Origin of the sequence: Sediminicoccus rosea (assembly GCF_033547095.1) — a bacterium.
GTDB lineage: Bacteria > Pseudomonadota > Alphaproteobacteria > Acetobacterales > Acetobacteraceae > Roseococcus > Roseococcus rosea.
In genome coordinates this window covers 200,464-213,106 of record NZ_CP137852.1, presented here as the reverse complement: position 1 = coordinate 213,106, position 12,643 = coordinate 200,464, and the positions used below count along the sequence as shown (strand labels likewise).

The 12,643-nt window shown below is 69.9% G+C and carries 12 protein-coding genes; 1 reads left to right on the top strand and 11 read right to left on the bottom strand.

Annotated elements, in window-relative coordinates; translation table 11 throughout:
* Positions 1-59: 59 nt before the first annotated feature.
* From R9Z33_RS00955 to gnd, 5 genes are read right to left on the bottom strand one after another with little or no spacing between them, the layout of a single operon-like run.
* On the bottom strand, positions 60-1,397 hold the full coding sequence (locus R9Z33_RS00955) for an acetyl-CoA hydrolase/transferase family protein (RefSeq protein ID WP_318649426.1): 1,338 nt from the start codon (positions 1,395-1,397) through the stop codon (positions 60-62).
* 8 nt (positions 1,398-1,405) lie between these two features.
* Positions 1,406-2,227, bottom strand: a complete 822-nt coding sequence (locus R9Z33_RS00950; RefSeq protein WP_318649425.1) for a class I SAM-dependent methyltransferase — start codon at positions 2,225-2,227, stop codon at positions 1,406-1,408.
* Complete coding sequence (locus tag R9Z33_RS00945) at positions 2,224-3,870, bottom strand: AMP-binding protein (RefSeq protein WP_318649424.1); 1,647 nt, start codon at positions 3,868-3,870, stop codon at positions 2,224-2,226. The genes R9Z33_RS00950 and R9Z33_RS00945 overlap by 4 nt, the downstream gene beginning before the upstream one ends.
* Positions 3,864-4,367, bottom strand: a complete 504-nt coding sequence (locus R9Z33_RS00940) for a gluconokinase (protein WP_318649423.1) — start codon at positions 4,365-4,367, stop codon at positions 3,864-3,866. The genes R9Z33_RS00945 and R9Z33_RS00940 overlap by 7 nt, the downstream gene beginning before the upstream one ends.
* Entirely contained in the window at positions 4,364-5,317 is a 954-nt protein-coding gene (gene gnd / locus R9Z33_RS00935) for a phosphogluconate dehydrogenase (NAD(+)-dependent, decarboxylating) (protein ID WP_318649422.1), read from the bottom strand. The genes R9Z33_RS00940 and gnd overlap by 4 nt, the downstream gene beginning before the upstream one ends.
* 60 nt (positions 5,318-5,377) lie before the next feature.
* Here gnd and R9Z33_RS00930 point away from each other — a divergent pair, with 60 nt between their 5' ends.
* The gene (locus tag R9Z33_RS00930; protein ID WP_318649421.1) at positions 5,378-6,604 is read left to right on the top strand and encodes a pyridoxal phosphate-dependent decarboxylase family protein; all 1,227 of its coding nucleotides are present in this window, start codon (positions 5,378-5,380) and stop codon (positions 6,602-6,604) included.
* A gap of 47 nt (positions 6,605-6,651) precedes the next feature.
* Here the strand turns inward: R9Z33_RS00930 and R9Z33_RS00925 are convergent, their stop codons facing one another.
* From R9Z33_RS00925 to R9Z33_RS00900, 6 genes are all read right to left on the bottom strand, one after another.
* Entirely contained in the window at positions 6,652-7,860 is a 1,209-nt protein-coding gene (locus tag R9Z33_RS00925; RefSeq protein ID WP_318649420.1) for a cation:proton antiporter domain-containing protein, read from the bottom strand.
* The gene (locus R9Z33_RS00920) at positions 7,860-9,356 is read right to left on the bottom strand and encodes a carboxypeptidase M32 (RefSeq protein ID WP_318649419.1); all 1,497 of its coding nucleotides are present in this window, start codon (positions 9,354-9,356) and stop codon (positions 7,860-7,862) included. The genes R9Z33_RS00925 and R9Z33_RS00920 overlap by 1 nt, the downstream gene beginning before the upstream one ends.
* Positions 9,353-10,096 carry an SURF1 family protein gene (locus R9Z33_RS00915; protein WP_318649418.1) on the bottom strand — a complete coding sequence of 248 codons (744 nt, stop codon included), beginning with the start codon at positions 10,094-10,096 and terminating at the stop codon, positions 9,353-9,355. Before R9Z33_RS00915 ends, R9Z33_RS00920 begins: the two co-directional genes overlap by 4 nt.
* Positions 10,097-10,274: 178 nt before the next feature.
* Positions 10,275-11,033, bottom strand: coding sequence for a class I SAM-dependent methyltransferase (locus R9Z33_RS00910; RefSeq protein ID WP_318649417.1), 759 nt, complete (start codon positions 11,031-11,033; stop codon positions 10,275-10,277).
* Between the two features lie 29 nt (positions 11,034-11,062).
* Positions 11,063-11,923: a DMT family transporter gene (locus R9Z33_RS00905; RefSeq protein WP_318649415.1), complete on the bottom strand. Its 861-nt coding sequence runs from the start codon at positions 11,921-11,923 to the stop codon at positions 11,063-11,065.
* A 149-nt stretch (positions 11,924-12,072) separates the two neighbouring features.
* Positions 12,073-12,561, bottom strand: coding sequence for a GcrA family cell cycle regulator (locus tag R9Z33_RS00900; RefSeq protein WP_318649414.1), 489 nt, complete (start codon positions 12,559-12,561; stop codon positions 12,073-12,075).
* Positions 12,562-12,643: the final 82 nt, after the last annotated feature.

The following is a 12,643-nucleotide window of genomic DNA, read 5'->3' as shown; positions in this document are numbered from 1 at the left end:
TTCTCCTGAACGATGGCGCGCTTTTCCGCCCGCCGGGGCTGAGCGTCAATCGGCCCCCTTCATAGGAAATGGGCCGGCACGATCCGCCGCGCCCGCGCCTCGCGCGCCAGCTCCTCCCGGTAGTCGGGGTGCGCGAGGCCGATGATGGCCCTGGCACGCTCCGGCACCGAGCGGCCCTTCAGGTTCACCATCCCGTATTCGGTGACGACGAACATCTGGTCCGAGCGCGGCGTGGTGACGATGTTGCCGGGCGTCAGGTCCAGCACGATGCGGCTGCGGCGGCTTCCGTGCCGCTCATAGGTGGAGGCGAGGCAGATGAAGGATTTCCCGCCCTTCGACGCATAGGCGCCGCGCACGAATTGCGACTGCCCGCCCGTGCCGCTGATGTGCCGGTGCCCATCGGATTCCGACGCCGCCTGGCCCTGGAGGTCGAGCTGGGTGGTGTTGTTGATCGCCACCACCCGGTCATTGCGGGCGATGATGTCGGGCATGTTGGTGTCATCCACCGGGCGGCACAGGAAGTCGTCATTGTGCCGGAGCGTGTCGTAGCTGGCGCGGCTGCCCAGGCAGAAGCTGTAGGTGACGAGGCCCTGGTCCGTCGCCTTGCGCCCGCCGCTGACGCGCCCCGCGCGATAGAGTTCGATCAGCCCGTCATTCAGCATCTCGGTATGGACGCCGAGGTCCTTCACGTTGGATTCCAGCAGCAGCGTGGTCACCGCATTGGGCATGCCGCCGATGCCGACCTGGAGGCAGGCGCCATCCTCGATCTCGGTGGCGATGAGGCGCGCGACCGCGCGATCCACCTCGCTCGCCTCGGCGTTGGGCAGTTCCGGCATGGGCGTGTCGTCGCCCTGGATCAGGTAGTCCACCTGGTCGCGATGCACGCGCACATGCGTGCCTACCACGGGCGGCATGTCGGGCGTGATCTCGAGGATGAGCGTCGTTGCACGCTCCACCACCGCCGGGTGCCAGATGCTGACGGGGCCGAGGTTGAAATACCCCTCCGCATCCATGGGCGCGGCCTTGAGGATGGCGATGTCCACGCGCTCGATGAAGCGGCGGTAGTAGTCGGGGATCTCGCCCAGATGGCAGGGGATGTAGTGGCAGAGGCCGGCATCGTGCTTCTTCCGGTCATAGCCGGAGAAATGCCAGTTGTAGAAGGCGAAGTGCCTGCGCTCGGGGTCGGCTTCCAGCGTGGCGCGCGGGCGCATGCTGAGGCAGTTGCGGATGCTGACGTCGTACAGCGCGTCCTTGCGTGCGGCCAATGCGCGGTCGAAGGCGTCGGGCTGGTTGAAGGTGGCCCCATAGTCCAGCCAGTCACCGGACTTCACCAGGGCCGCCGCCGCCTCGGGCGTGATCTCGCGGCACGCGCGGCCGCCGCTGCGGTTGATCATCATGTCTCCCTTCAGGATTTCACGGCGCGCAAACTCATGCCGAGCGGCAGCCAGGCGGGGCCGGGCCAGGTCCAGAGGCCATCCGGCCCGCGCACCAGCGAACGGAACATGCGCCAGGGGCAACCAGGATGCTCCCGCAGCCATTCCAGGCGCAGGCCGGCTCCATGCAAGGCTTCGAGAATGGCGGAGAGGCTGTGCAGCCACTGGATGGTGTGGCTGTTGCGCAGCTCGGCTTCCGGATTGGCATAGTCGCGCAACTCCTGGATCTCGAGCGGCCCCGCGCCGAAATACGGCACGTCCCAGCCCGGCCGACCCTGTGCATCAGCTGGCGCCGCGTCGTCGAAGACCAGCGCCAAGGGATGTGCCTCGGCAAAGAAGAAGGCGCCACCGGGGCGCAGCAATTCCGCGATCACCCGCGCCCAGCCTTCGATATCGGGCAACCAGCAAATCGTCCCCCAACTGCTGAAGACGAGGTCATGCCCACCACCGAGCGCGGCTGGTGCATCATAGACATCCGCCTGCACGAAGCTGGCATTCGTGAGGCCCAGCTCGCCCGCGAATTCCCGCGCGGAGGCGATGGCCGGAGCGCTGAAATCGAGGCCCGCCACCGCGGCTGCCCCGCGCTGGGCGAGGCACAGCGTATCATCCCCCATGTGGCACTGCAGATGAGCCACGCGCAGCCCGGTCACATCGCCGAGCCCCGCTTCGGCGATGGCGTCCAGCCGGCCGGCCCCGTTGCGCAGATGCGCGCGATCATACATCGCCGTGCCGAGATGCAGCGGCACGCGCTCATCCCAATTCGCCCTGTTCAGGCTGCGCCAATCCTCTCTCACGCCGTCTTCTGCTCGGCGAGCCCGAGTTCCGCGATCATCGCCTCGCGCATCAGGTATTTCTGCACCTTGCCGGTGACCGTCATCGGGAATTCCTCGACGAAGCGGATGTGGCGCGGAACCTTGTAATGCGCGATCTGGCCCTGGCAGAAATCGCGGATCTCCTCCGGCGTGGCACTCTCGCCGGGCTTGAGGCGGATCCAGGCGCAGATTTCTTCCACGAAGCGCGGATCGGGCACGCCGATCACCTGCACCTCCGCCACCTTCGGGTGGCGGAAGAGGAACTCCTCCACCTCGCGCGGATAGACATTCTCGCCGCCGCGGATCACCAGGTCCTTGATGCGGCCGACGATGTTGCAGAAGCCCTCCTCGTCAATCACCGCGAGGTCGCCGGTGTGCATCCACCCGGCGGGATCAATGGCTTCCCTGGTGCGCGCCTCATCGCCCCAATAGCCGAGCATCACGGAATAGCCGCGCGTGCAGAGCTCGCCCGGCTGGCCGCGCGGCACGACGCGGCCTTCGCCATCCACGATCTTCACCTCGATATGCGGCTGCACGCGGCCCACGGTGGAGACGCGGCGCTCGACGGAATCCGTGGTGGAGGACTGGAAGCTGACCGGGCTGGTTTCCGTCATGCCATAGGCGATGGTGACTTCCGCCATGTTCATGTCGGCGATGCAACGGCGCATCACCTCGATGGGGCAGGGCGAGCCCGCCATGATGCCGGTGCGCAGGCTGCTCAGATCGAACTTCGCGAAGTCAGGGTGGTTCAGCTGCGCGATGAACATGGTGGGCACGCCATAGAGCGAGGTGCAGCGCTCCGCCGCCACCGCTTCCAGTGTCGCGAGCGGATCGAAGCCCTCGCCCGGATAGACGATGGTGGCGCCATGCGTGGTGCAGCCGAGATTGCCCATCACCATCCCGAAGCAGTGATAGAGCGGGACGGGGATGCAGATGCGGTCCTCATGCGTGATGCGCTGCGCCTCGGCGACGAAGTAGCCGTTGTTGAGGATGTTGTGGTGCGTCAGCGTCGCACCCTTCGGCGCGCCGGTGGTGCCGCTGGTGAACTGGATGTTGATGGGGTCATCCATCTGCAGCGTCGCCTCGATCGCGTGCAGCTTCGCGCGTGCTTCCGCGGGCGCGGGCTGCATGAGCTCGGCAAAGTTGCGGTAGCCCTTCTGCGTCTCGGGGCCGATCTGGAAGCGGTGGCGCAGCGTGGGCAGTTTTTCGGCGCCGAGGATGTCCAGCATGGTCACATATTCGCTGGTCTTGAAGCGCGTGGCGGTGACGATGGCGGCGCAGCCCACCTTGTTCACCGCGTATTCCAGCTCCGACAGGCGGTAGGAGGGGTTGATGTTCACCAGCACCAGCCCCGCCAGCGCCGTGGCATATTGCGTCAGCGCCCATTCGGCGTTGTTGGGCGACCAGATGCCGACACGCTCGCCCGGCTCGAGCCCGGCGGCGAGGAAATTGGCCGCGACATTCTCCGCATGGGCCAGCATCTCGGCATAGGTCCAGCGCACGCCCTGCTGCCGCGCGATGAGCGCCAGGCGATCCGGGAAGCGGGCGACGGTGTTGCGGAAATTGGCGCCGATCGTCTCGCCCAGCAGCGGCGTCGCCGAGGCACCATGGACGTAACTCAACATGCAGCGATCCTCCGCAATTGCGCCGTCGCCTGGAGGATGAGGACCTCCGGCGGGGCGGTGATGTCGAGCACCAGCGCCGCTTCATCCGGCGCGGGCGGTTCCAGTGTGGCGAATTGGCTCGCCATGAGCGAGGGCGGCATGAAATGCCCCTCGCGCGCGGCCTGGCGCGCCGTGATCATCGCGGCCTGGCCCGAGAGATGCAGGATTCGCAGCCCCGGCACGGCCGCGCGCAGCCGGTCCCGATAGGCGCGCTTGAGCGCCGAGCAGGCGATGACGCCGCCCCCCTTCTGCGCCGCGAGCCAGGCGCCCAGCGCATCGAGCCAGGGCCAGCGATCCTCATCCGTCAGCGGAATCCCGGCTGACATCTTCTGCACGTTGCTGGCGGGGTGGAAGGCGTCCGCATCGCCGAAGGGCAGCGCCAGGGCGCGCGCCAGCTGCGCGCCGATGGTGGATTTGCCTGAACCCGAGACGCCCATGACGAGGAGGTGCAGGGTCATCCCTTCTTTGGCTCCAGATGCCCGCCGAAGCCCTTCCGCATCGCGCTCAAGGCCTTGTCCGCGAAGCTCGCCTCCTGCCGCGAGCGGAAGCGCGCGAAGAGCGCCGCCGCCAGCACGGGCACAGGCACCGCCTGCTCCACCGCCGTGTCCACCGTCCAGCGCCCCTCGCCGCTGTCGCTCACATGGCCGCTGTATTCGGCGAGGTCCGGGTCATAGGCCAGCGCCTGGGCCGTCAGGTCCAACAGCCAGGAGGAGACGACGGAACCCCGCCGCCAGGCCTCGGTGATGTCGGGCAGGTCGAGATCGAAGGGCGCGGCGCGCATCAAATCGAGCCCCTCGGCCATGGCCTGCATCATCCCGTATTCGATCCCGTTATGGACCATCTTGGCGTAGTGCCCCGCGCCATTCGGCCCGCAATGCACATAGCCCTGGGCGGGGCGGGGGTCGCGCGCCTCGCGCCCTTCGGTCGGCAGCGCGGTGCCCGCGCCGGGGACCAGCGCGGCAAGGATCGGGTCCAGCCGCTGCACCACCTCGGCCGGGCCGCCGATCATCAGGCAATAGCCGCGTTTCAGGCCCCAGACGCCGCCCGAGGTGCCGATGTCGAGGTAATGCAGGCCGCGCGCTTCGGCTTCGGCCCCACGGCGGGCGGAATCCTTCCAGAAGGAATTGCCGCCCTCGATGATGGTGTCGCCCGGGCTCAGCAGGCCGTGCAGCTCCGTCAGCGCGGCCTCGGTGATCTCGCCCGCCGGCAGCATGACCCAGACGGTGCGCGGCGCGCGCAGCAGGCCGACCAGTTCCTTCAGGCTGGTGGCGCCCGCGGCACCCTCGGCCACCAGGGTCGCGACGGCCGCATCGTCGCGGTCGAAGGCGACACCCTCATGCCCCGCCTGCATCACGCGGCGCAGGATGTTCCCGCCCATCCGGCCGAGGCCCACCATGCCCAGCTGCATCTCGCTTCCCCCTTTTATGACGGCGTGTTCAGATGACCCAAACGCCGTCCGAGGAAAATCATGATCGCAATTCCCGAGCAAGGCCAGGATTGGCCCGCCCTGAAGCAGGCCCTGCTGGAGGCCAAGGCGCGCGACTATTCCTGGAAGCGCGGCCGCATGGCGGTCTTCTTCTACTACCTGGATGAGGCGCTGGAGCGCATCCAGCAGGAGGCCTACATGACCTTCTGGACCGAGAACAATCTCGGCCAGCGGGCCTTCCCTTCCCTCGCGCGGCTGGAGGGCGAGGTGGTGCAGATGGGCCTCTCGCTCATGCAGGCGCCGGAGGGTGCCGGCGGCACCTTCACCTCCGGCGGCAGCGAAAGCATCTTCCTGGCGATGCTGGCCGCGCGCGAAAAGGCGCGCGTGGCCCAGGCGAACATCGTGATCCCCGACACCGCGCACCTCACCTTCGACCGCGCGGCCTGGTATCTCGGGATGGAGGTGCGGCGCGTGCCCGTCGCGGCCGACCGCCGGAGCGACGTGGCGGCCATGGCGGCGGCGATGGATGCGAACACGGTGGCGCTGGTCGGCTCCGCGCCCAACTACCCCTTCGGTGGCATTGACCGCATCGCGGAACTCGGCGCGCTGGCGACGGAGCGCGGCGTCTGGCTGCATGTGGATGCCTGCGTCGGCGGCTTCCTCTCGCCCTTCCTGTCACGCCTGGGCGTCCCGCTGCCGGCCTGGGATTTCAGCGTGCCCGGCGTCACCTCCATCAGCGCCGACATCCACAAGCACGGGATGGCGCCGAAAGGGGCCTCGCTGCTGCTGCTGCGCGATGCGGCGCTGAAGGCGCATCACCGCTTCGAGAGCAAGGCCTGGGCGCGCGGGATGTATGTGGCGCACACCGCGCAGGGCACGCGCCCGGGGGGTGCCGTGGCGGCGGCCTGGGCGGTGATGAACCATCTGGGCCAGGCGGGCTATCTCGACTGCGCGCGGCGGATCATGCAGGCGCGCGCCACCATCGCCGCCGGCGTGGTGGCGCTGCCGGGGCTCGAGGTGCTGCCCGGCAACCACGCCATCCTGGTCTATCGCAGCACGGACCCGGCGCTGGAGATCGGCCGCGTCGCGACCGCGCTGGATGCGCGCGGCTGGCTGGTCAGCCGCCAGCAGGAGCCGGATGGCATCCACCTGCACCTGAACCCGCTGCATGCCGAGGTGGCCGAGGAGTACCTCGCGGATCTGCGCGACGCCGTCGCCGAGGCACGGGCCGGCGCGGCGCCCGCCATGGCGGCGGGGCGGGCCTATTAGGCATGCTGCGCGGCTGATTCACGCCTTCGGTGAAACACCGAAGGCGATCAGGCGCGCCTGCCGATCCAATCCGCCACGCGGAACATGAAGGGATTGACCGCGATCGAGATGATCGCGGCGGCCAGGATCAGGTCCCGCCCCGCCTCGGGAAGCACGCCCTCCGTCACCGCCAGCCCGGCCAGGATGAAGCTGAACTCCCCCACCTGGGCCAGCGCGGCGGCGATGGAGAGCGCGGCCTTGGTCTCCAGCCCGCGCAGCCGCGCGATGCCATAGGCCGCGACGGTCTTGCCGATCAGCACCACCAGCACCGTGCCCAGCAGCGCGAGCGGCTGGTGCAGGACGATCAGCGGGTCGAACAGCATGCCGACGGCGACGAAGAACAGCACGGCGAAGGCATCGCGCAGCGGCAGCGTCTGTTCCGCCGCTTTCTGCGAGAGCGCCGACTGCCCCAGCACCAGCCCCGCCAGGAAGGCGCCCAGCGCGAAGGAGACGCCGAACAGCACATAGGCGAGGTAGGCGATGCCCAGCGCGGTGACGAGCGCGGCCAGCGAGAACAGCTCGCGCGAGCGCAGCCGCCCCACCCAGGAAAGCGCCCAGGGCAGCACGCGCGCCCCCACCACCAGCATCAGCGCCACGAAGATCGCGACCTTGCCGAGCGTGATCAGCAGCATGAGCGCGACACCCTCCGCGCCACCCATGCCGATGACGAGGCCCGCCGCCGGCCGGTCCTGCGTGACGGCGGCCAGAACCGGCACCAGCACCAGCGCGACCACCATCGCCATGTCCTCCACCACCAGCCAGCCCACCGCGGTGTGGCCCTGGGTGGTGGCGAGTTCGCCGCGCTCGGTCAGCGCGCGCAGCAGCACGACGGTGGAGGCGACGGAAAGGCAGAAGCCGAAGATGATCCCCGCCGCATCGCTCCAGCCCATCAGGCGCGCCAGCCCCCAGCCCATCAGCGTGGCGCAGGCCATCTGGAGCAGCGCGCCGGGCACGGCGACACCCCGCGCATCGGCCAGTTCGCGCGGTGAGAAATGAAGCCCCACGCCGAACATGAGCAAAATCACGCCGATCTCGGCGAGCTGCTGCGCCGCTTCCAGATCGGCCACGAAGCCTGGCGTGGCCGGCCCGATGACGATGCCGGCCGCGAGATAGCCCACGATGGTCGGCAGCCGCACCGCGCGGGCGGCCAGGCCCAGGAAGAGCGCGAAGGTCAGGCCCAGCGCGATGGTGGCGATCAGCCCCGTCTCATGCGGCATCAGGCGGGCGCCCCGTCGAGGTAGCGCGCGGCGAGATGAGCCTGGAAATCCATCGGATCGAGCGGCTTTCCGGTGGCGGCGCGCAACAGGTCCTGGAAGCCGAGGCTGGCGCCATGCGCATGCACATTCACCCGCAGCCAGCCTACCAGCGGCGCGAGATCCCCCTCAGCCAGCGCCGCATCCAGCCCGGGCGTGGCGGCGCGCGCCGCCTTCATGAGCTGCGCGGCGGCCATGGCGCCCAGCGTATAGCTGGGGAAATAGCCGAAGCCGCCATCATGCCAATGGATGTCCTGCAGGCAGCCGCGCGCATCATCCGGCGGCGTGATGCCGAGCAGGGATCGCAGCCCCTCGGCCCAGGCGCCCGGGAGGTCGGCGATGGCGAGCCGCCCCTCGATCATCGCGCGCTCCAGCCGGAAGCGCAGGATCACATGGGCGGGATAGGTCAGCTCATCCGCATCCACGCGGATGAAGCCGCGCGAGACGCGGCGCCAGAGCCTGGCGAGGTTGGCCGGCGCATAGGGCGCGGGGTCGCCGCCGTAGAGGCGGTGCAGCTCGGGCCCCAGGAAGCTCAGGAAGGCGTCGCTGCGGCAGGCTTGCATCTCGATGATGAGGCTCTGCGATTCATGCGCCGCCATGCCGGCGGATTCCCCCACGGGTTGGCGGGCGAAACCCGCGGGCAGGCCGCGCTCATAGAGGGCATGGCCGGTCTCGTGCAGCACGCCGAGCAGCGCCTTGGCGGGGTCGTTGGCGCTGTAGAAGGTGGTGATCCGCACATCGGTGGGCGTGCCGCCGCAGAAGGGGTGCACGCTCTCATCCAGCCGCGAGTGATCGGCCTCGAGGCCCAGGCGCAGCGAGAGGCTGCGGCACAGCTCGCGCTGCTTCTCCACCGGGAAGGGGCCGGGGAGCGGGACGGCCGCGCCGCGCCGGGCCTGGATCTCCTCGGCGCGGGGCAGCGCCTCGCGCAGCCAGGCTTCATAGGCGTTGAACACGGGCTCCACCTCGGCCGCGGTCACGCCGCGCTGGTAGCTTTCCATCAGCGCGTCATAGGGGGCGAGGCCGGTGGCGGCGGAGAGCGCCTGGGCGGTCTCGCGCTGCAGGCGCAGCACCTCCTCCAAGGCAGGGCGGACCATGGCGAAGTCGGATTTCGCCTTGGCCTCGCGCCAGATCTTCTCGCAGGCGGAATTGGCGCGCGCCGTGGCCTCGACCAGGGCGGTGGGCAGCGCGGTCGCGCGGGCATGGGCGCGGCGCATGAGGGCGAGGTTCGCCGCCTCCCATTCGCCGCTCGCCTCGGCGGCCTGCAGGTCGTCGGCCACCTCGGGCGCGGTCATCATGTCATGCGCGAGGCCGGCCAGGGTGGCCAGTTGCTCGCCCCGCGCGGCACCCCCGCCGCGCGGCATCATGGTGCTCGCATCCCAATGCAGGATGGCGGCGGCTTCCCCCAGGGCGCCCAGCCGGGCGGCGCGCTGCGTCAGGCGGAGATAGGCGGGGTGGCTCATGCGTCGCGGATCCGTCGTCGGGCCCAGAGGAGGAAGATGGCGATCCAGGCCAGGGCGAGGCCGAACCATGTCACGGCATAGCCCAGATGCGGGTTGCCGGGGGAAGGGAAGCCATGCGCGGCATCGGGCACCGGCCCGCGCTGCGGCGCTGGCGCGCTGCCGAGGCCGGAGGGCAGGGGCGCGGCACCCGGCACCACCACCGTCAGCGCATAGGGGGGCGCGTCCGGCGCGCCCAGCGCCGCGGCCAGCGCGCGCGGGTCGAAGCTGTAGAAGCGGCGATTGGCCGGGTCGTCCTTCGCGGCGAAGAGGCTGCGGCGGTCGGCATAGCGGGCATAGCCGCTGACTGTCACGTCACCGCCCGGGCGCTGGATCTGGTCGCCCCCCTCCAGCGGCGCCCAGCCGCGCTCCACCAGCAAGGGCGGCTGGCCCGGCCGGTCCAGCACGGTAACGAGGCTGCCGCCCAGCACCGGCCCGCGCACCTCAAGGCCCAGCATGGCCTCGGCGCCCGGGCGGAAGCGGCCGGTGGCGGTGATATGGGCGAAGGGGGCCGGGTTGGCCGTGGCCTCGACCGGGCCGCGCGCCTGGGCGGCGGCGAGCTCGGCCAGCAGGCCGTTCTTCCAGGCGAGGCGCTGCAATTGCCAGGTGCCGAGGCCGAGCAGCAGGGCGAGCACGGGCAGGGCCAGGAAGCTCGGCAGGATCAGGCGTTGCCAAGGGACCGGGCGTTGTTCGGAAGGGGTCATCACCCCCTCATGTGGCGCAACTTGCCCGCCTTGTCAGGCGGGGTTTTCTCGCCCTCAAACGCCGGGCGCCGGCTGCGCCGGCTTGGCTTCGGAACGCTGAAGCGTTCCGGCTCGCCTGTTCGGCTCGCAAACTTCGTTATTGCGCCCTCTAGCCTGGGCGTATTCTCGTTCGCCGATGTCAGTTCTTCACTTCGACCAGCGTGAAGAGCGCGAGCGGCGGGCAGGCTTCCATGCGCTCGATCTCGGCCTCGCCCTCGCCCAGCAGGTCGCTGAGCTTGAAGTCCGGGTGCCAGCCCAGGATGCGGGCCAGCGGCGCCGTGGTCCGCTCCAGCCACCAGCGGAAGCCGTCATCCGCCGCGAAATGGTTGACGAAGAGCAGGTGGCCGCCCGGGCGCACCACGCGCGACATCTCGGCGTAGAGCTTGCGCGCATCCGGCACGACGGAGGCGGTGAACATCGCCACCGCGATGTCGAAGCTGTCATCGGCGAAGGCGGTGTTCTCGGCGTCCATCTCGAGGAGGCCGTGGCAGGCGGTGATCCGCTCGGCCGCCACGCGCTCCTGCGCTTTCAGGAGCATCTCGCGCGAGAGGTCGATGCCCACCACGTCCAGGTCCGGCCGGTAATGCGGCAGGGCGAGGCCGGTGCCCACGCCCACCTCCAGGATGCGGCGGCCCGCGGTCTGCGAGATGCGGTTGACGGCGGCCACGGCCGAGCGTCGGCCGAAGGCCGAGACGCCGCCGAAGACCAGGTCATAGACGCCCGCCCAGCGCCGATAGGCGTTGCGGACCGAGGCAGCGTCGAGCGCGGCACGGGGATGGGCGCGCTCGCCCTCGGAAAGCCCAAAGGTTGGAATGTGACGATCCCCTGTTCGATCGGGCTCAGGGGTTAGCGCGGCCTTGGGGGGCGTGCAAGCGGCATTGTGGGAATCACGTTGCATGGGCGGCATGGCCCGCTTGCGCCAGGAGGTCACGGCGGGGCGGCCCGGGCCCGTTGCGGCAGGGCGGTCAGCACGCCGCCGGCGGCGATGATGACCGCGCCCAGCAGGGTGATCGCGTCCGGCCAGTCGCCAAAGACCAGGATGCCGGCGAGGCTCGCCCAGACCAGCTGCGTGTAGGAGAGCGGCGCCAGCAGGCTGGCCGGCGCCCGGGCATAGGCCAGCACCAGCAGCCCATGGCTCAGCGCCCCCAGCACCCCCACCGCGACCAGGATGCCCCAGTCCAGTGCGGCGGGCGCCACGAAGACGAAGGGCTGCGCCAGGCTGGTGGCCAGGGCGGCGGCGAGGCCGGTGTGGAAGATGGTGACGCGGCTGTCGTCCAGCGCGGCCAGGCGCCGGGTGAGGATCTGGTAGAAGGCGAACATGATGGCGGTGCCGAGCGGCAGCAGATAGGCCCAGTGCAGCGGCGCGCCCGTCAGGAAGGGCGGCCTGAGCGCCACCAGGACACCCGCAAAGCCCAGCGCCACGCCGCACCAGCGCCGGAGGCTGACCTTCTCCCCCAGCAGCAGCGCGGCCAGCGCCACGGTGATGAGCGGCGAGGCGAAGCCCACCGCGGTCGCATCGGCCAGCGGGATGCGCGCCAGCGCGGCGGTGAAGAGCACGCTGCACGCGCCCAGCAGCAGCGAGCGCAGCGCCTGCAGCCCCGGCGCGCGGGAGCGCCAGGGCAAGCGCCCCATGGCGATGCGCAGCGCGATGGCGACGGTGAGCGAAGAGAAGAGGAAGCGCGCCCAGATGATCTGGAGCACGGGAAATTCCGCCGCCATCACCTTCAGCAGCGTGTCCATCATGACGAAGATCATGAGGGCGCAAAGCTGCAGGAAGACACCAAGCATATTTTGATGCCCTCAGACGCCGGGCGCGCGCACCCGCGCGCTTGGCTTCGAATCGCTGAAGCGATCCGGCTCGGCTATTCGCCTCGCATTCTCGGGAGGCGGCCGCTGCTTTGGTGGGGCCTGACCACTTGGCGAGGCCCCGGCCTTGGTCAGGCGGCGTCTTCGCGGCGGTCCTTCACGCGGACATAGGCGAGGGCCGCGTGCTCGGCGCAATAGGGCTTGCCGCTCATCGCGGGCTCCGAGCAGAAGCGGAAGCCCTTGGTGCCCGGCTCGCCGATCGGCCAGCAGCAGGCCTTGCTGCTGACGCGCGGGAAGGCGCGCACGACGCTGCTGGCCGGCTTGGGCGGCAGGGCCAGGATGGTCGGCGCCACCGGCTTCGGCTCCTCGCGGCGCGGGGCGGCGGCGATGGGCATCGCGGCGCGCAGCGGCGGCAGGGTGGGCCGGCGGCCGGTCGCGACGGGGCGCGGCGTGGCGGGATCGCGGCGGATCGGGCTCGGGCGCGCGGGCAGGTCCAGGCGATGCGCCTTGCCCACCACGGCATTCTTCGAAATGCCCATGCGGCGACCGATCTCGGCGGTTGAATGCCCCTCGGCCCAGAGGGCGCGCAGGCGGTCAATGGCTTCGTTCGTCCAGTCCATAGGATGCAATCCCCCGTCCCTGATACTAAATAGAGTAGCAAATTGGAGGATTGACATACAAGGTGTGGATAATTCCGATTCG